The sequence below is a fragment of the Sorangium sp. So ce321 genome, assembly GCF_051530195.1.
GTDB lineage: Bacteria > Myxococcota_A > Polyangia > Polyangiales > Polyangiaceae > Sorangium.
The window spans coordinates 8745748-8769864 of the sequence record NZ_CP150329.1; the positions used below are offsets into that span (position 1 = coordinate 8745748).

Below are 24117 nucleotides of genomic sequence, written 5' to 3' on the forward strand. Positions count from 1 at the left end.
TGAGCGGGCGCTGAGCACTGAACAGCATGTGCGCCCGCGCTGTGCTCGCTGGACGCCCCGACGGACGAACCTGCCACAGATGAGGCAAAATGCGCCGCAGATCGGGCGATTCCTGCCGGTTCTTCACAAAGTATGCAACTCCCGGTGCAACCCGCGCGGGCGCTCTCGTGTGGGCGAGTCGCGGGTGCGCGGCGCACGCCGAGGCGCTCTGCGTGCCGGACCGCTCTTCGTGCGTTCCGTACCCGTGCGTCCAGGCCTGTGCGGCGGCGGTCGAGGCCTCGTGCGCGCCTCGCTCCGCGCGCTGAGGGCTCTTGGCGGATGAGCGAGCGCCCTCGGCGCCGCGGAGCTCCGGAGAGCACCGGACATGATAAAGGCTGTTCCCTAAGGGGAACACCGCAGCGCGGCGCGTTTCGCGAGACCTCGGCGCAAAGCCCCCTTGACAGCCGGCGACTTGCCGTGGTCAAGAATATGAGAGGATAGTCGACGAGGGCCCGCCGCGTGACAACCAGGCTGGCAGCGCGCGCCAGCTCCCTGGGTTTCGCACGGGATCGTGCGTATTCCGGCTGCCGTCGGGTGGGGAACAGGGGTGATCGCCCCCTGGTGTCGCGCTGCACCCGTGAGTGAGATCACATGAGCAAACTGGCTCTTTCGGCCGGACGCTCATGAGGAGAGAAAAAGACTCGCCTCGACGGAATGCACAGCGCTCCTGGCGCCCTGGAGGGCGCCGCGCCCCGCTATCTCTCCCCGGGCATCATCCACTTGTACTCGGCGCTGGGTCGCCAGGCGGCGAGGTGCTCCAGGAGGGCCACCGGGTCGTCGGCCACCTGCAGCATGGCGCGGTGGCCCGGCTTCATGAACTGCTCGGACACGACGTGATCCAGGAACACGATGAGCGGGCGGTAATACCCCTGGACGTCGAGGAGCCCGACCGGCTTCTCCTGGGAGCCGAGCTGCGTCCATGTCCAGATCTCGAAGAGCTCCTCCAGCGTCCCGATGCCCCCTGGCAGGGCGATGAAGGCGTCGGACAGCGCGGCCATCTTCGCCTTGCGCTCGTGCATGGTCTCGACCACGTGGAGCTCCGTGAGCCCCCGGTGCTCGATCTCGCGCTGGTTGAGGAAGTGGGGGATCACGCCGGTCACCTCCCCGCCGCGCGCGAGCACCGCGTCGGCGACCGCGCCCATGAGCCCCACGCGGCCTCCCCCGTAAACGAGCCCGATCCCTCGCGCCGCGAGGAGCTCCCCCAGCCGCACGGCCGCCTCGCGGTAGGCCGGCGACGCGCCGGGGCTCGACCCGCAGTAAACGCAGATCCTCGAGAGTGTCCTCATGAGTCCGAGCCTACGCCGGCGGGCGGGCTCGTTCCAGCGGCGATCCGGGGGGCACCCCGCGCGCGGCGAGGTGCCCTGTCCGGCCGCTCACTCCTTGTCGAGCTTGCCGACGAGGCTGAGCGTGAAGAACGCGCCCATGTACTTGAAGTGCGGGCGCACCTGCATGTCGACCTTGTACCAGCCGGCGTTGCCCGGCACCTCGGTGACGATGATCTTCGCCTTGCGGAGCGGCCTGCGCCCGCGGGTCGCCGCCGACACGACGTCCTGATCGGCGACGTACTGGCCGATCCAGTCGTTCAGCTCCTTCTCGAGATCGGCGCGCTCCTTCCACGTCCCGATCTGCTCGCGCTGCAGCACCTTCAGGTAGTGCGCGATGCGGCACATGATGAACATGTACGGCAGCTGCGTCCCGAGCCGGTAGTTCATCTCGGCCGCCCTGCCCTCCTCGCTCTGCCCGTAGAACTTGGGCTTCTGCGTGGAGTTGGCCGAGAAGAAGCAGGCGTTGTCCGAGTCCTTGCGGAACGTGAGCCCGATGAAGCCCTCCTCGGAGAGCTCGAACTCGCGCCGCTCGGTGAGCAGGATCTCGGTCGGCACCTTCGTCTGGATCTCGCCCATCGCCTCGTACTGTTCGTCTGGATCTCGCCCATCGCCTCGTACTGGTGGAGGGGCAGGTTCTCCACCGTGCCGCCCGCCTGCGGGCCGATGATGTTCGGACACCAGCGGTACTTGGCGAAGCTGTCGGCGAGCCGCGTGGCGAACGCGTACGTCGCGTTGCCCCAGCAGTACGCGTCGTGCCGGCCGACCACGTCCTCCTCGTAGTTGAACGCCTTCACCGGGACGGTGTTGGCGCCGAACGGCAGGCGGAGGAGGAAGCGCGGCATCACGAGCCCGACGTAGCGCGCGTCCTCGGTCTCGCGGAACGCGTTCCACTTCGTGTACTGCGGCCCCTCGAAGAGCGACTTCAGGTCCTTCAGGTTCGGCAGCCCCCCGAAGTCCTTCAGGCCGAAGAACTGCGGGCCGGCCGCGGCGATGAAGGGCGCGTGCGACATCGTCGCGACCGCGGCGCACTTCTGGAGGAGCGCGATGTCCTGAGGCCCCGGCCCGAAGTCGTAGTTCGCGATGATCGCGCCGACCGGCTTGCCGCCGAACTGGCCGAACTCCGCCGAGTAGACGAGCTTGTACAGGCCGCTCTTCGGCACCTCGGGGGCGTCCTCGAAATCGGCGAGGAGGTCCTCCTTGGAGCAGTTGAGCATCTCGACCTTGATGTTCTCGCGAAAATCGCAGCGGTCGATGACGAACTTGAGGCCGCGCCAGGCGGACTCGAGCTTCTGGAAGCTCGGGTTGTGGAGGATCTCGTCGATCTGCCGCGAGAGCTTGACGTCGATCTCCGCGATCAGCGCGTCGACGAAGGCCTTGTCGACCTTCTCGCCCTCGCGCCGCGGGGCGACGAGCTCCGAGATGAAGGCCTGCACGCCCCTCTTGGCGATCTCGTACCCCTCATCGCCGGGCGTCATCTTCGTCTCGGCGAGGATCTCGTCGAGCAGGGACCCTCCCTCGAGGGTCTGGACGCCTGCGCTCCCCGCGACCTGTGTCTCTGTCGCCATCGCTCACTCCCCTTCCTTGTCGAGCCCGAGCTCGCTGACGATCTTGTTGCGCTGGGCCGGGTCGCTCAGGATCTGCTGGATCTTGTTGCGAAACGCCTTCTCGTTCCCGAGCGGGCCCTTGAGGGCCGTCAGGGCGGCGCGCAGGTCGAGCAGCTTCTTGAGCTCCGGCACCTGGGTCGCGATCGCCTCGGGCTCCATGTCGCTCAGCCGGCGGAACTTGAGGTTGACCGTGAGCTCGCTGTTCTCCTTCTCGGAGAGGACGTCCTTCACGTTGAAGGAGAGCGCGAGCTTCTGCTCGCTCATGACCTTCTGGAAGTTGTCCTTGTCCACGTTGATCGGCTTGCGGTCCTCGAGGGGCCGCGGATCCGGCCGCTGCGTGTAGTCGCCGAGCATCAGGAGCTTCAGCGGCAGCTCGACATCCTCCTTCGCGTTCCCCGTGGCCGGCTTGTACGTGATGTTCACGCGCTCCTTCGGCGCGACCGATCCCTCTTTCATCGCAGGCTCCTTTCCCCGTCAGCAGCGGGCGGAGCGCCCGCAGGCCGCACGAGCATAGACCAAAACCCCCGTCCACCGGGCAAGCTTCTCGGCGCGACGCGCATCCGCCTCCTCAGGCCTCCAGCGAAAGTTTCAGGGCGAGCGCAGCGTCGAGCTGGCAGACGCGCTCGAAGCAGAGCGCTTCCTTCGCCTTCGCCTCGGGGGACGCCTCGTAGCCCTGGTTCAGCACCCGGTAGCATGTGTGGAGCGCGGCGTAGACCTCCGCGCAGAGATCCGGCTGCCAGGTGGTGAGTCGGTGGTGGTCGACGATCTGCTCCAGCGCCTCGAGCTGCGCGCGCGCCAGGACGAACTGGGACAGCTCGATGTTGATCTGCGCCATGGCGAGCTTCACGCGGAAGCGGTCCAGCGCCGACGGAGCGGCGGCCGCTGCCTTCTCGAGGAGCACCATCGCGTCGATGGGCTGCTGGTTGGCGACGAGCCCGCGGGCCTCGGAGAGCGGCTTGTCGAGGTAGCTCCTCGGCTTCGCCGGGGCGCCGCCGCCGCCGCCGCCGCCGAGGACGGCCGCCACCTCGGTCGAGAGCCACGCCTGCGTCTCGTCGTCCGCGAACGGCGTGCCGTCCCTGAACTTGAGGCCTGGCAAGAGCGGCGCGCGGAGCACCAGGGCGCCGACCTCGACGAGCACGGCCCGCCGCGCCTCGGCGTAGTCCTCGCCGAGCTGCTCGAGCGCGTTCGCCGCGTAGCGGTGCGGGTCGAGCCAGAGGGGGTAGTTCTGCGCGTACTCGTCGGCGACCGGCAAGAGCTCGGTGAACGCCCCCTGGCTCGTGAGCGCCGGGAGCGTCTGCAGCACGTGCTCGGGCGGCGGCGGGATGGCGGTCGTGCCGTTCTGGGACGAGGCGCCGGGGTCGTCGAGGAGATCGACCCAGAGCCCGACCCGGAGGACGCGGTACGCGGCCGCGCGCTTCGGATCCGCGATCCGGAGCGCGTCGCCCGCGCGCGCGATGAGCGGCGCGCAGCGGCCGAGGGCGGTGAGCGCGGAGTCCTCGTCGACGATCGCCTCGACGCTGAGCGCCGGGTCCGCCGTGGCGACGATCGCCGTCGCGGCCGGCGGCGGGGTGACGACCACCGCCGTGACCGCCGGCGCCTGCACGATCGCCACCTCGGCGGCCTTCGGCGGCTCGGCCTTCGGCGGCGGCGGCGGAGGGGGCGGCGGCGGCGGCGGAGGGGGCGGCGGCGGCGGCGCCTCCGCGGGCAGGCTGGTGACGAGGCTCCGGATCGCGTTGCGGAGCGGGCCGAGCCCGCCGTAGGCGTCGCCGAGCCTGTCGGCGAGGTCGACGTCGACGGCGCGGCTCACCTGGTCGATGGCGTTCACCACGTCGCGCTCGGCGGCGGAGGGCGCGTGGCCGGCGAGCGTCCCTGCCGCGATGTCTCCGTACCAGGCGCACAGGTTGCCGCGCGCCTTGGGCCGCTTGATCGCGGGGTACATGGTGTCCCAGAACGCGCTGGTCAGCTCCTGCACGAGCACGAGCCCGTCGAGCAGGCCGGGGAGCTTGTCGAGCTGCGCCTTCGCCGCCGCGTAGTAGAGGGCGACGCGGAAGTCCTTGGACTTCTCGCTCAGGATCTCGTCGGCGCCGCTCGCGATGCGCCCCCAGTCGACCTTGCCGCCCGCGAGCGACTGCAGCTTATCGACCTCGTTCTTGAGCGCCTCGAACGCTTCGTCGTACGTGACGTCGGCGCCGACGCCTCCGTTGATGGGCGCGAACAGCGCCTCGATGCGCGCTTTCGATTGGTTGATCGCGTCTTCAGCGGCCATGGGTCGCGCAGGATATCAAGACGTCCCGGGCGTGGACGGCGAATCGGAGCGGCGGTGGAGGCGGCGGACGCGTTCGGTCGGGGGTCGGCGCGCGGGCATCGGTCAGCCGAGCGCCTCGAGGAAGCTATCGAGCGACAGGTCGGTCCGCGCGACGAGCGCGTCGAGCTCTGGCCCGAGCGCGTGTCGTGAAACGTGCTCCTCGACCGGCGGGGGCCCGCAGAGGTCGGCGATGTGCTCGGCCTGGGTGGTGGGCGCGATCATCTCGCGGAACGAGCCCACGTGGGGGGGACCGAGGTGGAGGAGCAGGGTGCGTTGCGGCGTCCAGAACGCGTTCATCAGCGTGCGTCCCCACTTCGACAGGCGGAGGGTCATGTCCATCCACACGGCGGCGGCGTAGGCGTCGCCTGCGCCGAGCGGCAGCCTGAGCGCGAGCCCTGTCCTCGGGAGCTCCTGTCCGCGGAATGGCGTCACCGACTCGAGGATGTTCTGCAGCACCCAGAAGCGGCTCGCGTCCGTGCCGAAGCCTGCGTCCCAGAGCGCCTTCATCGGCTGGGTCTTCAGCCATGCGCGGTAGTTGGCGTACGACGTCTCGGCGTCGTCGAGCGACGGCGGGGTGATCTGGGAGACGCGGTGGAGGAAGGCGTCGACGGGCATGTGCCGGCCGCTCGTCGCGGCGTCGTGGGCGGCGGCGAGGAGCGGGAACAGGGTGATGGGGAGCGACGCTCCGGCCGAGACGAGCTGGTCGTAATCGTACGAGCCGAACACGACGATCGGGTAGAGCCGGCCAGCGTTGTCGCCGCTCGCGGCCCAGGCGCCCACGAGCCCGCGGGCGGGCGGCTCGTCGCCCTTTGGATCGCCGTGGAAGACGAAGAGCCCCAGCGACGTCTGGTAGTGCGCGTCGAAATGGGGGCCCATGGCGCGCCGGGCGAAATCGATGGCCGCGCCGAGCCAGCGATCGAAGGCGGCGAGCTCTTCTCCGCCGGCGTTCAGCCGGATGAAATCGCCCGTGGCGGGCAGCTTGCCGAAGCAGCCGATCTGCGGCGGAGCGGCAGGGCCCTTCTTGCGGCGCCAGAACATGACGGCCAGGGAGTGAACCACGAACCGCTCACCCAGCGCTACCACCTTCCCGGCGATGGCGACGGGTGGCGACGGAGCCGGGTGGGGAGGGGGGACCGCGCGCGGGGGGCGGCGGGGCCCCCTCCCGCGAACTCGCGCCTCTTGGTGGCTAGTGCCTCACGTACGGATGGGTCGAGATCAGGAGCGACTCGCTTCGATGCGGGCCGGCGCTCGGGTTCGCGGGGCCCTACCCCGCCGCCCCCCGCGCGCGGTCCCCCCTCCCCACCCGTCTCACCCTTGAAAGGATGGGGTTCTGAAGATCGCAACCCGGATCGTTCTCAAGCCGGATCGCCCCCTTTCCCCCTCATTCCGTCACAAAGAGCCAGCGGGGGAGGGGGTGTCGTGCGGGGGGCCGGCGGGGTAGGGCCCCGCGAACCCGAGCGCCGGCCCGCACCGCAGCGTCCCCCTCATAGCCCGAGTCTCCCCGTCCTCACGGCACTAGCCACCAAGAGGCGCGAGTTCGCGGGAGGGGGCCCCGCCGGCCCCCCGCACGACACCCCCTCCCCCGCTGGCTCCGTTGCTGCTCGGATCTCACCCCTTGCCGAAGCGATCCCCGATGCTGGCCGGGCAGTTGGTGGCCCGGAAGAAGCTCGACGGGAACGGGTGGTTCCCGCGGGTCGGTCGGATCTCCATGGTCACCGTCACGGGAGGTGCGGTCATCTGCCACGTGACCGTGAAGAGCTCGTCGTTGTCTTTCTGCGCGGTCGTCGTCCCGGCCTCGAACAGGCGGAAGATCCCCCACGGCCCTTCGCGCACCAGCTCTTCGTCGAGCCCGCCCGCGCCGCGCACCTGGATCCTCGCGCCTTTCTGGCCCTCTCCGGGCCAGTTGAAGGTGTGCCAGAACTCCTTCTCGTTGCGATAGAGCCTCTTCTGGCCGTCGACCTCGAAGACCACCTCGCTCACGATGGGGCTGACCGTCTTCATGTTGATGTGGAAGACGACCTTGGCCTCCCCGCCGCTGCCGAAGAGCGCGTCGGTGATCTCGTTCGAGCGCCTCAGGCAGTTGTACAGGTTCGGGTTGAACGGCGTGAACGGCTTCGCCGCCTGCGGCTGCCCCGCCAGGTGCGACTTCGGGAAGTACTCGTGCCCGACCTGGTAGTGGAAGCCCTTGAGGTACGTCTCGTAGAAGCCCCAGAGCACCCCGTCCTTCGGCTTGAAGAACGTCATCGCGTCCTCGAGCGAGGCGTCCCGCGACGAGGCCAGGTTGAACGGGTAGCGGTCCTTGATCTTGTCGCGGTAGTGCGGCCAGACCTCGACCTCCCAGATCCCGCTCGCCGCGCCGCCGGCGCGCCGCACGACCGCCTTGTACGCCTGCCGGAGGGGGTTCATGAGCAGCGGCTCCATCAGCCGCTGCCCGGTCTGGTCCATCGAGAGCAGGAGCCCCTCGGTCTCCTTCACCGCGTCCTGGAACGCCTCCGTGGCCCTCGCCGTGTCCGTGTCCGGCGGCCCGTCCTCGACGACGCTCATCTCCCCGGCGAGCCGCTCGAGGTGGCCGACGTACTGGTTGAGCTTGGGCGCCGGCGGCGGGGGCTGCCCCTCTTGCGTCTGCGCTGGCGGCACCCCGAAGGCGGCCATCGACTCGAACTTGTCGGGCACCGGGTCGTAGTGCTCGCGCCGCTGGTCGCTCGGGAGGAGCGTGCCGCTCCGCACGCCGGTCCGCCGATCGACCCGCTGCTGGATCATGTTCTTGGCCTGGTCGATCAGGCCGCCGTCCGCGGTCAGCACGTTCGGCTTCTCGTCCTTCGCGAACTGCGTCTCGTCCGAGAGCCGCTGGAGCAGCCGCCGGTAGGGCCAGTCGGGCGTGGAGAGCACCCTGAACTCGTGGATCGCCTCCCGGTTCGTCTGCGGCACGTCGACCTGGATGTCGCGGAAGAACGCCTCCCACTGCGCGATGTACGCGTTGTCGTAGTCCTGCCGGACGCGGTCGAGCTCCTTCTGGATCTGATCGCCCGTCCGCTTCTCGACGTTCGACAGGGGGAGCACCCACAGCTCGCGCTCGAGCTCCTTCCTCCCCTCCTTGAGCGACTCGATCACCTGCGCGTGCCCCTTGGCCGTGTAGGGCCCCTGCACCTCGAACCAGGTCCCGCCCCGGTTCTTCTGCGCGCTGTGGATGACGGTCAGCACATCGGACCGGTCCGCGAACATCTCGTTGAGGGACACCGGCGGGTACTTCAGGTTCTCCGGCGTGTTCGGCCCTGACTCGTCGTATTTCTGGTCGATCAGCTTCGTGACGAACTGGTCGTAGTAGCGCTTCGTCGGATCGACCCGCAGGAGGTCCGCGCGCGCCCTGTCGATGAGGGGCTGGTTCAGCTCCTCGGCCTCCAGCTTGTTCCGCCTCACGAGGTCGATGTAATAGGCGACGTGCGGCGTGAGCCGCTCCTTGAGGTCGGCCTCGGGCAGGTCGGTCCAGGGCTTCAGGACGTCGGCCCAGACCTGGACCAGCCGCCCGGTCTGCCACCGCGCCGCCTGGTCGTCCATGTACCCCTGGTGTTCCTTGCCGAGCAGGAGGTAGCTGCGCAGGGCGTTGTAGCCGTCGAGGAACTCTCCCTCGCGCACCCGCTCGAGCTTCGCCTCGAGCTGCGCCTTCGCCGGGCCGACGAACCCCTGCTTCAAGCTCTTGATGTACTGCGCCATCGTCGGCGGGAAGAGCTTGTCCCCCTGGAACATGAACCAGCCGTGGTCGAGCGGCGTGTTCTCGACGTAGCGGTCGAGCAGCCCCACGTGCTCCTGCAGCTTGTCGAGCTTGTCGATGTTCGCCGGCACGTTCGGCGGCCCGCCGCTCCTCCCGGACCAGTCCACGAACGCGATCTCGTCCGAGATGCGCCGCGTCTCGGCGACGAGCTCCCGGTTGTTGAAGTACGAGATCACCGCCGGGAGGAGGAACAGGAGCGCGACGAGCGCCGCCGCCGCCGCGACGAGGATCCGCTGGAGCCGGCGCCGCCGGAGCTCGGCCTCGGTGCGCGCCGCGAGATCCTGATCGGGGAAGACGACGTTCGTGAAGACGTCGTGCAGGAAGAAGCTCTTCGACTCCTTCGGGAGCGCGGCGTCCTCCTCGCCCTCGCCGAGCGCCGCGCGCAGCCCGAACGCCCGCCCCATCGCCCCGACCACGCGATCGAGCGGCCGCCCCTCCTGGACGCCGCTCGTGAAGTAGAACCCGCGCAGGACCGGCGTGGGCGCGGCGCCGGCGCCGGGCGCGAACGCCGACGCGATGAAGTCCGAGAGGTTCCGCTTCACCGCCGCGAACTCGAGCGGGAACTGGTAGCTCCGCTCCTTCACCTCGCGGTTGCGCTCGCCGATGAGGCGCTTCGTCAGCCGCGCGTGGAGCTTCTCGACGAGGACGTCGAACTCGCGGTCGAAGATCTTGCCGGGCTCGTCCTTGTTCTCGTCGAGCCGCACCGTGGCGCCCCACGGCTGCGCGCGCTCGCTCTTCTTCAGGTCGCCGAAGTACTCGGTGAAGCCCGCCACGAGGTCGCTCTTCGTGAAGAGCACGTAGACGGGCAGGACCATGTGCAGCGTCTGCTGCATCTCGTCGATGCGCGCGCGGATCTTCTTGCCGGTCTGGTCGATCTGGTCGTCGCTCGCGTCGAGCAGCTCGCTCAGGCTCACCGCGACGATGACGCCGTTCAGCGGCTTGTGCTCGCGGTACTGGAGCAGCATCTCGAGGAACGCCATCCACTCGTCGTGGTCGTCGCTCTCCGTCGTGTACCGGCCGGCGGTGTCGAGGAGGATCGCCTCGTTCGTGAACCACCACTCGCAGTTCCTGGTGCCGCCGACGCCGCGCACGCCGGTGCGCTCCGGGTCGATGTACGGGAACACGAGCCCCGAGTGCCGGAGCGCGGTGGTCTTGCCGGCGCCGGGCGGGCCGACCATCACGTACCAGGGCAGGACGTAGAGCGCGTCAGCGCCGCGCTTGCCCCCGCCGAGCTTCGAGGCCTTGAGGGCGGCGATGCCCTCCTGCATCTGCCGGTTCAGCTCCTGGATCTCCGCGCGCCGCTCGGGCTTCGCGTTGATCACCTGCTCCTGCGCCTGCTGCGCGATCGCCTTCTCGAGCGCCCGCGCGGCGCGCGCCGCGCGGATGCGCCGGTAGATCGCGAGCCCCACGAGCAGCGCGACGACGGCGGCCGTCGCCACGAGCGGGATCTCGATCGGGAACGCCTCGGCCCCCTCCCCTGCCCCGGGGCGCAGCATGAACCACACTCCCCACACGGCGGTGAGGAACAGGGCGCTCAGGATCCACAGCCACATCGGAAGTCTCCCTCGGGAACAGCAGAGGACGGGCGGAGCCGCCTAGGTCCCTGTGCTGATCAGCTTCTTGATCTGGTCGGCGACGCCCTCCGCGTCCGAGGCCACGACGAGCCGGAGCACGATGACCACGAGGACGGCCAGCACGAGCAGGCCGAGCGCGATCGCCAGATAGGGCAGCTCGCGGCGCACCGCGCCGGCGCCTCCGTCCTTGCGCTCCGCGTTCGGCGCGAGGACGTCCCCGCCGCCTTCGCTGACGGCGACGTAGTTGCCCACGCCCTCGACGACGGCGCCGAGGCCCTCCTGCTGGCGCAGACGATATTTCCCCTGGAAGCCGAGGGCCAAGCAGAGGAAGTAGATCTGCGCGACGTGGTTCCTGCCGCGCTGGCCGTAGAGGTTGTCGAGGTTCGCGAAGAACCCGTCGCCGGCCGTGTTCAGCTGGAAGAACTGGAACTGCAGCGGGTTCTGGAGCCACTGCGTCCTGCCCGGCCAGTTCGAGTTGAAGATCACCTCGTCGGCGAAGGCCGCGAGCGCGAACTTCGCGTCGATCATGTCCTGCTCGGGGATGCGTGCCTCCCGCCCGTTCTGCATCATCGTGTCGAACAGGCCGAGCACGCGCCGCTGGAGGATGTCCGGCGCCGGAAGATCGCGCGAGTTCCTGAGCTGCAGGATCAGCGAGAGCACGTCGGAGCAAACAAAGTACATCGTCTGCGAGAGGCTCATGGGCTCCTCACCCGGAAGGGGTGTCCCGGCACGGTCACTTCCCTGCCGGGACCGCGATCAGCCGGAGATCGACCTTCTGCGGTTCGATCGGCTGGTAGATGGCGATCGTGCCAGAGCCGAGGATATCGTTCCAGTAATCGCCGGCCTGGTTGACGCGGAGGTAGACGAGCCCCGGCCGGACCGGGATCGCGCCCGGCGGCCGGTACTCGATGGCGACGTTCACGCCCGGCGTCGCGGAGTGCAGGATGTGCCCGATCTGCGTCCACGAGCCGATCTTGAGCAGGCGCGGGAGCCGCTCGCGCAGCGTGCCCTCGTCCGCGCCCTTCGCCTCCAGGAACATCTCGTGGGTGCGCGGCACCTTCGGGTCGTCGAACCTGCCGAGGTACATGCCGTCCTCGCGCTTCTCCAGCGGCACGATGAGGAACTGATCCGTGACGATCTCGCTGATCAGCGTGACCGCCCGGTCGAACATCGGATCCAGGACGCCCTCGAGCTCGAGGTAGTTGAACTTGGGGATCGTCGTGGGGTCGCTGTCTCTCGAGGAGAAGGTGCAGAGCTCGCCGATGAGCGACCCGATGACGATGAAGCACTGCTCCGGGTGCGCGCCGCCGTGGTCGACGAGGTGCGACACGATGGGGATGTACGAGTTCAGGGTGTGGAGCAGCCAGAACTTCGTGAGATCGGAGGCCTGGAAGTCGACCGAGGCCGCGGTGCGCATGCGCCGCCCTTCGACGAGCGACTTCTGCTTGCCGACCAGGGCCGAGAGCACCCGCCGGAGGCCGGACATGATGTGGTCCGACGTGTTGATGCGGAGGACCGACGGGATGAAGCTCTTCCGGAGGACGATCGCGCCGGCGCGGTCGCGCATGAGCTGCGCGATCCGCACGGTCTGGTAGGCGTCGCGCGGCTCGGTGCCGAAGATGAGCCGCAGGTTGGTGCGCGCCCAGGTGACCGAGGTGTCGTTGCGCCCGGAGTTCACGTCCGCGACCGTGGTCTGGGACGCCACGAAGCGCTGGGCCGGCCCCGCCTTGGCCGGGTCCAGGCTGATGTTCGCCGCTGTCTCGCGCAGGTTCGGGATCCCGAGGAAGACGTCGAGCGCCTCCAGCGCGGCCGGGAAGGCGCCCTCGAGCGGGCGCGCCTCGACCTGGTCCTCGCCGCGATCGCCGATGAAGAACGGCGTCCCGTCGGGGAAGACGCCGTGACATTTGACCACCTTGAACTGGCCGGCTGAGAGCGCGCGCTCATCGAACTGCGCGGCGGTGATGCCCCAGTCGTAGCCCACGACGGCGTGGAGGCGCGCGTGGAGCAGCGTCTCGTGGTACAGGTCCGACTGCTGTAGATGCTGAGGGGTCATGAAGAGCCCCTCGGTCCAGACAGGCTTACGCGGGTGGATCATGTCGCCCGTCCAGTCTTATCAGATGTGCCGCGCGCCGCGGCGCGAAAGCTGGCCGGGCGCGGGGAGCACAGACGTCGCGGGGAGCGCAGACGCCGCGTCGAGCCGCTCGTCGCGGGGCCGCCTCGAGCACCGCTGCGACGACTGATTCCAGCACGACCGGGGCGCTCCATGGCCCTACTTCCCCGTCGAGGCGGGCGCCTCCGGCGATGCCGCCCTCTTCGGCAGGCTGAGCCGGCGCACCGCGCTCGCGTTGGGGAACATCGACTCGTCGAACTCGACCCCGTTGTCGATCTTGGTCGAGTCGATGAAGAACGCGACGCGCGGGTCGGCCACCGGCGGCCCCGCGTCGGACTCGCGCCCGCCGCACTGCGCCTCTCCGGGCGGGAGCGGGAACTCGTAGAACGTCTTCCAGCTGCTGCCCTTCGGGCTGTGGAACAAGGCGGCGCCGACGAGGTGGCTCGCGTCGGGGATCCGCTCGAACTTCACCTCGACGAGGTCGTTCGGGAAGACCTCGACCTCGTCGACCTTGGCGAGGTCGTCCTCGAGCGTCTCCTTGTCCCTGAGCAGGATCTGATCGTACGTCGCGTTCTCCATGCGCGCGCTGCTCTTCAGCTGGTAGAGCCGCACGACGACGGGCCTCGGGTTCCCGTTCTCGTTGGGGTTGATGTTGTCGGACGCGTAGATCGAGAGCGTCACGATCTGGACGTCGCACGGCTCGGGCGCCGCGGGCGGCGGCGCGGCGGACGTGCAGCCCGCGATCGCGGCGGGCACGGCGGCACCGAAACCCACGGCGAGGAGCGCCGCGGCGGCGGCGGCGGCCGCCCGCGCGAGGGGCGCCCCGCGGAGGAGCGACGCCGGCCCACGCCGCGGCGCCGGTCCACGCCGCGGCGCTGGCCGGCGCGCCGCGCCCTCCCCTTCAGGAGAGGGCGGACGGGGCTCCCCGATCCACATCGAACGCTGTCGGAGCTTGGCGAACGCGACCATGCTCCACCCAATTTATGCGGAGTCTCGCGGCCCGTACAACTTTCGGTGCGCGAGCGCGGTCGATCAGTCGGAGAAGGCGATCGTGAAGTTCTTCTCGGCGTCGACCCCGATCTGGAGCCGCTTCGGGAGCGCCCCCTCCGCCATCTTCTCGAGGACGGCGACCGAGAGCTGCGGCAGGAGCGACGCCCGGAGGATGTGGTCGATGTTGCGCGCGCCCGTGTCGACCTCGGTGCAGCGCGCCGCGATCGTTTCCACGAGCGCGTCCGAGTACGACGCCTCGATGCGCTGGCTCTTGCGCAGGCGGTCGACGAGGGCGTCGAGCTTGAGCCGGGTGATGTCGCCGAGCGCGTCGGGCGAGATCGGCAGGTACGGCACCGTCGTCATGCGGGCGAGCAGCGCCGGCTTGAAGTGCGCCGAGAGCGTCGGCTTGATCGCCTCGACGACCTCCTTGATGAACTCGCCGTCCGCGTCGAGCCGCCGCGCCGGGTCCTCCTCGCGCGCCGCGATCGTCATGTTCGTGATCTTGTCGGTCGCGAGGTTGCTCGTCAGGATGATGACCGTGTTCTTGAAGTCGACGAGCCGCCCCTCGCCGTCGCTCAGCATGCCCTTGTCGAACACCTGGTAGAACAGGTTCAGCACGTCGGGGTCGGCCTTCTCGACCTCGTCGAGGAGCACGACCGTGTAGGGCCGCTGGCGCACAGCCTCGGTGAGCATACCGCCCTCGCCGTAGCCGACGTAGCCCGGGGGCGAGCCGATCAGCCGGGAGACCGTGTGCTTCTCCTGGAACTCGGACATGTTGATGACCGTCATCATCCGCTCGCCGCCGAACATGAGGTCGGCGATCCCGAGCGCGGTCTCCGTCTTGCCGACGCCGCTCGGCCCCACGAGCAGGAACACGCCCTGCGGGGTGCTCAGCGGCTTCAGGCCGGCGCGCGCGCTCCGGAGCTCCTTGGAGATGGTGACGATGCCGTGCGTCTGCCCCTTGATCCGCCGGGTCAGCCGGTCCTCCATCTCGAGGAGCGCCTTCACGTCGTCCTGGACCATCTTGCCGACGGGGATGCCCGTCCACGCGGCGACGACGCTCGCGACCATGGCCTCGTCGACGTCCGGCCGGATCAGCGGCACCTCGCCCTGGCTCTGCTTGAGCTCGTCGAGGGCCTTCACCACCTCGCGGCGGGCGGCGTCGCGATCCTCGTTCGTCTTGGCCTCGTCCATCTTCTTGCGGGCGTCGATGACCCGCTGCGTGCCCGCCGTCTCCTTCGCGTACGCGGCGCGCACCGACTCGAGCTCGGCCTTCGCGTTGGCGAGCCTGTCCTTCAGCTCGCCGACCCGCTCCTGGTCGATGTGCACGCCCTTGTCGCGATCCCGCTCGAGCGCCTTGAGCTCGGTCTCGGTGTTCACGATGAGGACCTCGGCGTCCTCGACCGCGGCGGGCCGCTGCTGCAGGGCGACCTTCACCCGCGCGGCGCAGGTGTCGAGCAGGTCGACCGCCTTGTCCGGCAGCTGCCTGCCGGTGAGGTAGCGCGCCGACAGCCGCACGGCCGCGGTCACCGCCTCGTCCTGGATGATGACGTTGTGGGCCTGCTCGAACTTCGGCCGGAGGCCGCGGAGCATGACGACGGCCGCCGGCTCGCTCGGCTCGTCGACCTTGACCGGCTGGAACCGCCGCTCCAGCGCCGCGTCCTTCTCGAAGTACTTCTTGTACTCGCTCCACGTCGTGGCCGCGATCGTCCGGAGCTCGCCGCGGGCGAGCGCCGGCTTGAGCAGGTTGGCCGCGTCGCCGCCGCCCTGCTGGCCGCCCGCGCCGATGAGCGTGTGCGCCTCGTCGATGAAGAGGATGATCGGCTTCGGCGACCCCTTCACCTCGGAGATCACGCCCTTCAGGCGGTTCTCGAACTCGCCCTTCACGCCGGCGCCCGCCTGGAGCAGCCCCATGTCGAGCCCGAGGATGTCGACCCCTTGCAGGAGCGGCGGCACCTTCGGGTTCTCCGGCGTGCTCTCGACGATGAGCAGCGCGAGCCCCTCGACGAGCGCCGTCTTCCCGACGCCCGCGTCGCCGACGATGATCGGGTTATTCTTGCGGCGCCGCGCGAGGATGTCGATGACCTGCCGGATCTCCCGCTCGCGGCCGAAGATCGGGTCGATCTGCCCCGCGCGCGCCTTGCCGGTGTAGTCGACGCAGAACTTCGCCAGCGCGGAGTCGGGCCCGGCGCTCGCCATCCCTGCCGGCAGCTTCCCGGCCCCGGGCGCGCCCCCGCCCGCCGACGCCGCGGCGGCCTCGGCCTCCTCCTTCGAGCCAGAGACGATCTTGGAGAGGTTGTTCTTGAGGTCGTCTTTCGAGATGCCCTCGAGGTAAGCGCCGATGCTGCTCACCGAGTAGCGGGTCGGCTGCTGGACGAGGCGCTGGAAGAGCACGCCGCTCCGCACCCGCTGGTAGCCGTACTCCATGGATCCGACGAGATAGGCGTCCTGCATCCACTCGAGCATCGTCGGCGAGAGCACCGGCCTCCCGGCGTTGCCCTTCCTCAGCTCTTCCAGGCTGCGCTGGAGCGCGGCGCGGAGGTGCGACGGGTCGAGATCATAGTGAGATACGAGAAACGCGATGTCGGAGTTCGCGTCATCGAGCAGCGCGAGGAGCAGGTGCTCGAGCGTGACCTCGTAGTGGCGCGCGTTGACACACTGGCCAATCGCCGCCTCGAGGGCTGAAGTGCAGTTCTTGGTTAGTCGCTTGACGATGGCCTTGGTGTCGACGAGCTGCATGTGCGGCATGCTAGCCGAGGCGCGCCCTCGTCCGAAAGCGCCGTCGTCAGCCGCGCCCCTTGCGCTTCTTCTCCGCGGTCTCCGGGGCGCGGCTCTCGGCGCCGCCGGCCTCTCCACGCTCCCTCGCTGGCGGCTTGGCCCCGCCGCGGGCCGCGTCGCCGCGCGCCGCCGGCGACGCGTCGCCCGGGGCCCTGTCGTCCTTCGCTTGCGCGGCGCGCGCCTCCCCGGCGGAGGCGCGGTCCACCATGTCGGGCCGTATCCGCAGCTTCAGCAGGGCACCGACGCGGAGCTTCTGGTCCGCATCAATGCCGTTATCGCGCGCGACGTCGTCGACGTCGATCACGAACTGCCGGGCCACGCCGATCAGCGTGTCGCCTGGACCGACGCGGTAGAGCATCACCTCGCGCGCGGACCGCCCGCGCGCGGGCCGCGGGCGCAGCGGCGCGTCGCCTGCGTCGTCGTCGAGCGGGCCCTCCGCGCCGTCGTCGGCCGACGACACGGCCACGGGATCGCGCATCGAGCGCCGCTTGCCGTACGCGCGCCCGGCGTCGTCATCCGCCTCCGCTTCCACCGCCCGCTTCCGCGCCGGCTTCGGGAGCAGCGAGAGCAGGCTCTCGTCGTCACCGCCCCGCTTCCGCGGCATGAAGTCGCGCCCGCCGAGCAGGTCGACCGGATCGAGGACCGACGCGTCGTCCGTCGCGAGCTGCTCCGTGGAGAGCATCGCGGGCAGCGCCGCCTGCGCCCGCGCCAGCGTGTCCGACGGGAGCATCACCAGGAAGTCCCCCCGGCCGGGCGGCACGCGGTCCCCGAGGATGTCGGGGTTCAGCTTCCGCAGCGTCGAGGTCGCGACGCCCGCCGCCTTCGCCAGCGTCTTGAGCGGCGTCCCCGGGGGCGCCGCGATCTCGGCGGCGTCGACCGGCCGGCTCACCTCGACCTGGTCGAACCCGAACCGCTCCAGGTTGTTCGCCACGATCGCCACCGCCCCGATCTTCGGCACGTAGGCCGCCGTCTCCGACGGGATCGCCTCCTGGCGCGCCAGCTCGTTGAAGTCGGACGTGCCGTACCGATCGATGCGGTCGAGCAGCTGCTCGTAGCCCATGTTGTAGGCCGCGAGCGCGAGGTCCCAGCTGCCGAAGCGCATGTAGAGATCGCGCAGGTGGTGGGCGGCCGCCTGCGTGGCGAGGCGCGGGTTCTTCCGCTGGTCCAGGTGCCGCGTCCGCTGGAGCCCGTAGACCTCCCCGGTGGCGGGCATGAACTGCCAGAGCCCGACGGCGCCGGCCGGCGACTTCGCCCTCGGATCGAAGCCGCTCTCGATCATGGCCACCCAGATGAGATCTTCCGGCAGCCGCCGGTCCCTGAGCTCGGACTGGATCATCTCCTGGTAGCGCCCGCTGCGCTTCAGCCACGTCTCGAACATCTGCCGCCCGCGGTCGGTGCGCGTGAAGAACCGGACGTACTTGAGGGTGCGGCGCGAGACGGCGAGCCGGAGGTCCGGCAGCTGCAGCTTCGAGAGCGCCTCGGCGCCGGCCGAGTCGAGGTCGTCCACGTCGTCGGCGTAGCTGCCCTCGGCGGAGAACGCGCGCGGCGGCCGCGAGTAGCTCGGCCGATCCAGCTCGCAGGAGGCGCCCTCCCGCGCGTCGCGCCCCGCGGCGTCGCGCAGCCGCGACAGCTCCCGCGACTCGCCCGCCAGCGCCTCGATCCCGCGCGCCGACGGCGCCTCGATCCCGCGCGTCGGCGGCGCGTACAGCGGCGGCGCGGCGACGAGCGCCGCAGCCGTGACCGGCGCCATGGTCCGCGCTCCGTCCGTCTGGTAGGTCGACACCGCCGACTGGACCGACGAGATCGCCGACTGGGGCGCCGCCATCCCGACCCCGTAGCCAAACGCCAGGGCCGAGACCATGGGAGGGATCTTATGGACGAGGCTCATGTGTGGTTTAAAGTCGCACCATGTAGGCAACCAGGTCAACAAACCAACAAACCCACGAACCGACCCGTGTGGGCGAGCGCCGGGCGTTGCGGATCGGTGGCCGGGCGCGTGCCGGCGGACGACCGGTTCGGATGGAGGACGTCAGGCACTCCCGTGCGGTGGAGAGGGTCTGCTAGTCTGCACCCATGCCGGCGGCGCTCTCGGCCCGCGTGTCCGACACCCAGGCCAACCAAAGCTTCGACGCTTCGTTCGAGCGCTTCCCTGTCCGGATCGGCAGGAACCAGCTGAACGATCTTCACATCGACCGGCCGTACATCTCCCAGTTCCACGCGGCGGTGGACGTCCGGGATCGCCGGATCCTCGTGCGCGACCTCGGCTCCACGAACGGGACGATGTTCGCCGGGCACCGGCTGGCGCGCGACACCTCGGTGGACGTGAGCCACCAGCCGGAGATCACGATCGGCCCGATCCAGATCCGGCTCGCGATCATCGAGGCGCCGCTGAAGGCCGAGAGCCCGAGCGACGGCACGCTGCTCGGCACGGGCGGCGAGAACCTCTCCGCCCTGCTCACGCCGCACAAGCGCGCCGCTCCGGGCGGCGAGGACCCGTACCTCCGTCAGGTGGTCCCTTACCTGGAGGCGTACCGGACTGCGTGGGCCGCGGTCTACCGGATGATCTGGGATCACCTCGCGCGCCTCCCGCCCGACGCGCGCCAGAGCTACCTGCGCCGGCTGGGCGAGGAGCACCCGAGCGTGCTCGCGGAGCGGGACTTCCAGAAGATCTCTCAGTACTACGGCGTCGATTACCGCACGCTCGGCGAGCTGGCCCCGGCGAACGCTGCGTTCGCGGCGCTCTCCGAGCTGGCGAGCGCGCTCGCGCCCGGCACGAAGCCCCCGGACGACGTCGCGGGCATCGTCAACTTCGCGCGGCGGCTCCGCGACACGATGGAGGTCTTCCTGAAGTGCTTCGTCAGCCTGCGCGACGGCTACCAGACGTTCGAGGCCGAGGTGCTCGCCCGCGATCGCTCCGCGGAGACCGACAGGGTCGCGACCGCGGGGGACGCGAAGGAGCTCGGCACGGTGCTGCTCACGCCCGAGGGCGGCGCGGACACCGCGCGCCAGCTGCAGGAGATCTTCGCGGACGTGATGAGCCACCAGATGGCGCTCCTGAGCGGCGTCATGGGGGGCGTCCGGTCGCTGCTCGTGAAGCTCGCGCCGAAGACGCTCGAGGAGAAGCTCGAGCGCGAGGGCAAGAAAGGCGGGCTGTTCTCGAACAAGTACGAGGAGCTCTGGCGGCTGTACGAGCGCCGCCACGGCGACTACTCGGGCGAGGACAAGGAGACGTTTCGGGAAATATTTGGCGAGCAGTTCTACCGGGCGTACGCTGCGACCGCCGCAGAGGACTACGTGTCATCCGGCGAGCCGGGAGGCCGGAGCATCGTCCGCTTCCCCGTCTCTGGGAATCCGAACAAACGGTAGCGCCCCTCGACGGCGGGGCTTCGTGCGGCGAGCCGCGCCTTGTGCTCGCCGAACCTTCGCCGGTGGCGCAGCCGAACGCGAGGCGCCGTTCATGCGAATCAGGGAGAAAGTCGTAGCAGCAGGTTGTCTGGCCGTGGCCGCGTGCGTCCTCGCGCCGAGCGAGGCGGCTGCGCAGGTAACGCGCGATGAGAACTGGGGCACGGTCTCGGACGTGAGCCTCGTGCTGGGAACCTCGGCCGTTTTCCTGATGCCGCGCGTTTATTACAGCGATCCCGAGTCCACGGTCGGCTGGAAGGGGCGCTGGCATTTCTCGGTCCTGGCGCCTGCCATGACGATGACCGCGCTGACGCTGCTCGTGGACCTGCCGATCAAGGACGCGATCGAGTCGACGCGCCCCGGCTGCAGCGTCGAGGAGACGAAGACGGCCCTGTCCAGCTCGGAATGCAAGTCCTTCGGCGGCCCTTCGACGCACGCCTTCGCCTCGTGGGGTGCGACGGGCGCGGGCACCGGCATCTTCCTGGTCGACACGTTCCGTTACTCGTCCGGCCGCTTCAACGCCGGCGGTTTCATCGGCAACGTGGCCTTCCCCCTCACGGCCTCGGTCGTCACCTCGATCGCCCGCGGCGTCGCTCCTGGCAGCGCGGAGGCCTACGAGGACGCCGGCCAGATCGCGATCGGCGGCGTCACCGGCTTCCTCAGCGGCCTCGCCATCGGCACCGCTTATGCGATGTTCCAGCCTCCGAACTGCGGTTACGGCAACGCGCTTTTCTGCTGGTAGCTACCGCTCCCCGCCGGCGAGACGATGCTCTCGCCGGCGGATACCCCCTCTTCCGTCTCCAGACAGCACAAGGCCGCACCGCCAGGACGGCCCCCCTCCCCCCTTTCCTCGGTGGAGCCGCCCTGGGGACGGGGGTGGAGCGCCGGAGGGGCGGGCGGAGACGGGCCGATGTCCGAGCAGATGCACGCGCGCCTCGTCGCGCCCTGCGCGGGCGATGCGCGCGTCCTGCGAGTCCGGCGGGCCCCCGCCCGCCCCCCGCGCTCCACCCCCGTCCCCAGGGCCGCCGCTGCTGTTCTAGTCCTGTCCGACGACGCGCTCCCAGAGCGGATCGTTCGACGAGAAGAGCGTATCCCGCTCCACCCGGAGGAAGCGCTGGAACTCCACGCGGCGGAGCTCACGGTCGCTGTCGCGGTTGCCGTTCTCGGACTTCACGATCTTCACCCGCACCTGCTCGAGCAGCTGGATGCCGTTCGGCTTGTACGAGACGTCGGTGCGCAGCACGTACCGTGCGTAGAGCCCGCGCTCGGTGACCGAGGGGACGACCGCGGTGCGCTCCAGGTCGACGGAGGCCGCCTCGATCAGCCGCCCCCTCCGCGCCAGGTAGAAGTGGGCTCGCTGCCTGCAGTCGTCGGGATCGGGGCAGTTCTTCGTCTCGGCCACGACGAGGTTGTCGTTGCCGAGGCGCACCGGGGACAGCCTGGTCCCCTTGGCGGGCGCGCGGAAGCTGCCGACGCCGTAGACGTCCGCGCGATCGCCGGCCGCGCGCACCAGCGCGACGAGCCCGCCTTCGTCGCCGTTCTCGAACTTGAGCACGCGCACCCAGACGGCGCGCAGCCCCTCCGGCCCGGAGCGGATCTCGACCTCGTCCGGGTCGATCTTGCGCGGCCAGCCCGACCTGGAGATGCCGCCGCGCAGCGTCTCGTTGGCGAACACGTAGTGGCCGGTGCAATCGACGTCGGTCGGCCCGATGCCGCGCTCCTCGCTGTAGCCCGGGACGACGATCCCGAGCCACTCGTCGGCGTCGAGGGTGCGGACGGCCGCCTTTTCCCCCGCCGCGCGCCGCGCGGGCGGGAGCTGGGCGGTGCACACGGGAATCGGGTTCTGCTTGCGTGTCTGCAGCTCGCCGTGCGGCTGCTCGGGGTACGAACCGCAGCCCGCGAGGGCGGCGGCGAGCCCCAGGCCGACGAGGTAGCCGAAGCGAACGATGCTCACGCGCCCTTCGTATCATGCAAGGCCTCGCCGAGGCGAGTTCGCGACCTAACGCCCTGGCCGGCCACTGTGGCCGGCCAGGCCCGTTGGCCGGCCACTGCGGCCGGCCAGCGCCGTTGGCTGGCCACAGTGGCCGGCCAGCGCCGTTGGCTGGCCAGGCCACCTTGTTCCCCATGTCGGCTGTCGCGCCCACCCCAGGATCCAGGCGTCGGATCGCGCGTCGTCACGTCGCCCACAACGCCCGCAACCCGCTCGACACGACCACGTCTCGTCATCGAAGCGGAGCCGCGCGGAACGCGCGGAGCCGAACCGAAGCCGATGCAAGCAGGCGGAAGCACATGGAAGGCGATGGAGACGGATGGAAACGGATGGACGCGATGTAATATTGCGGACCGATGGAGAGCAGAAGGAGCGCGCTTTCTGGGCCACAAAAGTCTTGACGCTCCCATCTAGGGAGTTACCTTCGGGACTCCCTGCGATGAACAGGGATAGAGATACGGTGCGAGCCTTATCTCGAAGAATCCGAACTCCTACTCCAGAGGGGGCGGACCTTCTGCCAGCGCGCAATGGGGCGTAGACTGAGTCCAGGAGGCGAGTCCTTGAAGGTAGAGGCATCTGAACATGGCGTTGCAAGCTCATCTCAAGGTGAAGGGTCTCACGCAGGGTCCCATCGACGGCTCGATCACGCAGAAGGGTCGCGAGAAGACCATCGCTGTCATCCAGGTGCACCACTCGGTCGTGAGCCCGCGTGATCCGGCGACCGGCATGCCCAGCGGCAAGCGCCAGCACAAGCCCTTCGTCATCACGAAGGAGCTCGACAAGTCGACCCCCCTTCTTTACAACGCCCTGGTCAACAACGAGAGCATCTCGGAGTTTGAGCTCAAGTTCTACACGCCGGGCACCGCGGCCTCCAAGAACGTCGGCAAGGAGCAGAACCACTACACGGTGAAGCTCATCAACGCGACGGTCGCGAGCATCGACTTCATCATGGAGAACACCCGCAAGCCCGGTGAGGCGCAGGCCCCCGAGTACGAGCGGATCGCGTTCACCTACCAGAAGATCGTGTGGTCGTACGACGACGGCGACGGCGCCCGCGAGGCGACGGACGACTGGGAGACGCCGAACTGAGCGCTGCCCGTCTCTGATGGTTCTCACGCCGGGCGGCCTTCGGGTCGCCCGGCCACGTTTGTCGTACCGGACAGACCGGCCAGTGCTGGGGTTCTCATGTTCATGGATGGCCATCACGCGCAGTAGGAGCAGAATCCTGGCATGGCCCTCCACGCCTACCTCAGAATCGTCGGAACAAGGCAGGGGGAGGTCAGGGGCTCCGTCACCCAGAAGGGCCGTGAAGGCACGATCCTGGTCACCGGGGTCTTCCACAGCCTGGTGGGCCCGCGCGATCCGGTGACAGGGCGCCCGACGGGCAAGCGCATGCACAAGCCCTTCGTCATCACGAAGGACCTCGATCGGTCCACCCCGCTCCTCCTCAGCATCCTCAGCCACAACGAGAACATCGATCGCTGGGAGCTCCAGTTCTACAGGTCGATGGCGACGGGCGTCGAGCGGCCGGCCTTCACGGTCCAGCTCACGAACGCGAACATCTCGAGCATGCATTTCCACATGCTCAACGTGCGGAACCGGACTCATGCGCGGATGCCCGAGCAGGAGGAGGTCGCGTTCACGTACCAGAGGATCATCTGGACCTGGAACGACGGGAACGTCTCGGCCGAGGACGACTGGCTCACGCCGCGCTGAGCGGGCGGGCTTCCGCTCGAGGCGCGAGCTGATCTACGCTGGTGCCATGGCTGGCGCATCGCTCCTCACCCGGATCACGCACGCGGCCGACCCGCACTCGACGGAGCGGCGCACCTACCGGGATCACGACCTCGAGTCGGCCATCCTGACGCACCTCGGGCACATGCTGAACACGCGCCAGGGCAGCTCGCTGACCTGCCCTGACTACGGCCTCATGGAGGTCTCCGAGGTGTTGCACGAGTTCCCCGAGGCGATCGGCCTGGTGCAGCGCTCGCTCAAGAACTGCATCCAGGCCTACGAGCCACGGCTGAAGAACGTGCAGGTCCGGCACATGCGCGGCGACTCGGTGCAGTCGATGATCCTCGAGTTCGAGATCACCGCGCAGATCCAGTTTCCCGACGGCCGGCGCCAGGCGCTCCGGCTCGGCGCCGCGGTGGACCAGAGCGGCAACGTCCGGATGACGTAGCGTCTGTCAGGCGGCCGGGCTCACGGCGGTTGACAGGCCCCGGCCCCGG

The 24117-nt window shown here is 69.5% G+C and carries 16 protein-coding genes and 1 pseudogene; 5 read left to right on the forward strand and 12 right to left on the reverse strand.

Translation table 11 applies throughout. From position 1 onward, the window contains the following. Positions 1 to 734 precede the first annotated feature (734 nt). The 11 genes and pseudogenes from WME89_RS32280 to WME89_RS32330 form a co-directional block, all read right to left on the reverse strand. Positions 735 to 1325 carry a TIGR00730 family Rossman fold protein gene (locus WME89_RS32280; RefSeq protein WP_438003511.1) on the reverse strand — a complete coding sequence of 197 codons (591 nt, stop codon included), beginning with the start codon at positions 1323 to 1325 and terminating at the stop codon, positions 735 to 737. Positions 1326 to 1412: 87 nt separating this feature from the next. Beyond that, positions 1413 to 2929: pseudogene (gene tssC, locus WME89_RS32285) on the reverse strand (type VI secretion system contractile sheath large subunit). Between the two features lie 3 nt (positions 2930 to 2932). After that, entirely contained in the window at positions 2933 to 3424 is a 492-nt protein-coding gene (tssB, locus tag WME89_RS32290) for a type VI secretion system contractile sheath small subunit (protein ID WP_436622864.1), read from the reverse strand. A 112-nt stretch (positions 3425 to 3536) separates the two neighbouring features. After that, the gene (gene tssA / locus WME89_RS32295; RefSeq protein ID WP_438003512.1) at positions 3537 to 5234 is read right to left on the reverse strand and encodes a type VI secretion system protein TssA; all 1698 of its coding nucleotides are present in this window, start codon (positions 5232 to 5234) and stop codon (positions 3537 to 3539) included. 102 nt (positions 5235 to 5336) lie between these two features. Next, positions 5337 to 6332: a type VI secretion system-associated protein TagF gene (gene tagF, locus WME89_RS32300; RefSeq protein WP_438003513.1), complete on the reverse strand. Its 996-nt coding sequence runs from the start codon at positions 6330 to 6332 to the stop codon at positions 5337 to 5339. A gap of 549 nt (positions 6333 to 6881) precedes the next feature. Beyond that, entirely contained in the window at positions 6882 to 10595 is a 3714-nt protein-coding gene (tssM, locus tag WME89_RS32305) for a type VI secretion system membrane subunit TssM (protein ID WP_438003514.1), read from the reverse strand. A gap of 42 nt (positions 10596 to 10637) precedes the next feature. Then, entirely contained in the window at positions 10638 to 11315 is a 678-nt protein-coding gene (locus WME89_RS32310) for a DotU family type IV/VI secretion system protein (protein ID WP_438003515.1), read from the reverse strand. A 34-nt stretch (positions 11316 to 11349) separates the two neighbouring features. Continuing rightward, on the reverse strand, positions 11350 to 12711 hold the full coding sequence (gene tssK, locus WME89_RS32315; RefSeq protein WP_438003516.1) for a type VI secretion system baseplate subunit TssK: 1362 nt from the start codon (positions 12709 to 12711) through the stop codon (positions 11350 to 11352). Positions 12712 to 12885: 174 nt separating this feature from the next. Further along, complete coding sequence (tssJ, locus tag WME89_RS32320) at positions 12886 to 13500, reverse strand: type VI secretion system lipoprotein TssJ (protein ID WP_438003517.1); 615 nt, start codon at positions 13498 to 13500, stop codon at positions 12886 to 12888. A 258-nt stretch (positions 13501 to 13758) separates the two neighbouring features. Continuing rightward, positions 13759 to 16464, reverse strand: a complete 2706-nt coding sequence (tssH, locus tag WME89_RS32325) for a type VI secretion system ATPase TssH (protein ID WP_438003518.1) — start codon at positions 16462 to 16464, stop codon at positions 13759 to 13761. Positions 16465 to 16501: 37 nt separating this feature from the next. Beyond that, positions 16502 to 18382: a transglycosylase SLT domain-containing protein gene (locus WME89_RS32330; protein WP_438003519.1), complete on the reverse strand. Its 1881-nt coding sequence runs from the start codon at positions 18380 to 18382 to the stop codon at positions 16502 to 16504. Between the two features lie 185 nt (positions 18383 to 18567). On the opposite strand from WME89_RS32330, the gene WME89_RS32335 reads away from it, so the two are divergent. Further along, the gene (locus WME89_RS32335; protein WP_438003520.1) at positions 18568 to 19860 is read left to right on the forward strand and encodes a type VI secretion system-associated FHA domain protein; all 1293 of its coding nucleotides are present in this window, start codon (positions 18568 to 18570) and stop codon (positions 19858 to 19860) included. Between the two features lie 22 nt (positions 19861 to 19882). Next, the gene (locus WME89_RS32340) at positions 19883 to 20638 is read left to right on the forward strand and encodes a hypothetical protein (protein ID WP_438003521.1); all 756 of its coding nucleotides are present in this window, start codon (positions 19883 to 19885) and stop codon (positions 20636 to 20638) included. A 294-nt stretch (positions 20639 to 20932) separates the two neighbouring features. Here the strand turns inward: WME89_RS32340 and WME89_RS32345 are convergent, their stop codons facing one another. Next, entirely contained in the window at positions 20933 to 21850 is a 918-nt protein-coding gene (locus WME89_RS32345) for a hypothetical protein (RefSeq protein ID WP_437618423.1), read from the reverse strand. Positions 21851 to 22468: 618 nt separating this feature from the next. Between WME89_RS32345 and tssD (WME89_RS32350) the strand changes: the two genes are divergently transcribed. The 3 genes from tssD (WME89_RS32350) to tssE all read left to right on the forward strand — a co-directional run bounded on the left by tssD (WME89_RS32350) (position 22469) and on the right by tssE (position 24068). After that, positions 22469 to 22975 (forward strand): type VI secretion system tube protein TssD, encoded by a 507-nt coding sequence (gene tssD, locus WME89_RS32350; RefSeq protein WP_436622852.1) that lies wholly within the window; start codon positions 22469 to 22471, stop codon positions 22973 to 22975. Positions 22976 to 23116: 141 nt separating this feature from the next. Beyond that, positions 23117 to 23602: a type VI secretion system tube protein TssD gene (tssD, locus tag WME89_RS32355; RefSeq protein ID WP_438003522.1), complete on the forward strand. Its 486-nt coding sequence runs from the start codon at positions 23117 to 23119 to the stop codon at positions 23600 to 23602. A gap of 46 nt (positions 23603 to 23648) precedes the next feature. Next, positions 23649 to 24068, forward strand: coding sequence for a type VI secretion system baseplate subunit TssE (tssE, locus tag WME89_RS32360; RefSeq protein WP_437661662.1), 420 nt, complete (start codon positions 23649 to 23651; stop codon positions 24066 to 24068). Positions 24069 to 24117 lie beyond the last annotated feature (49 nt).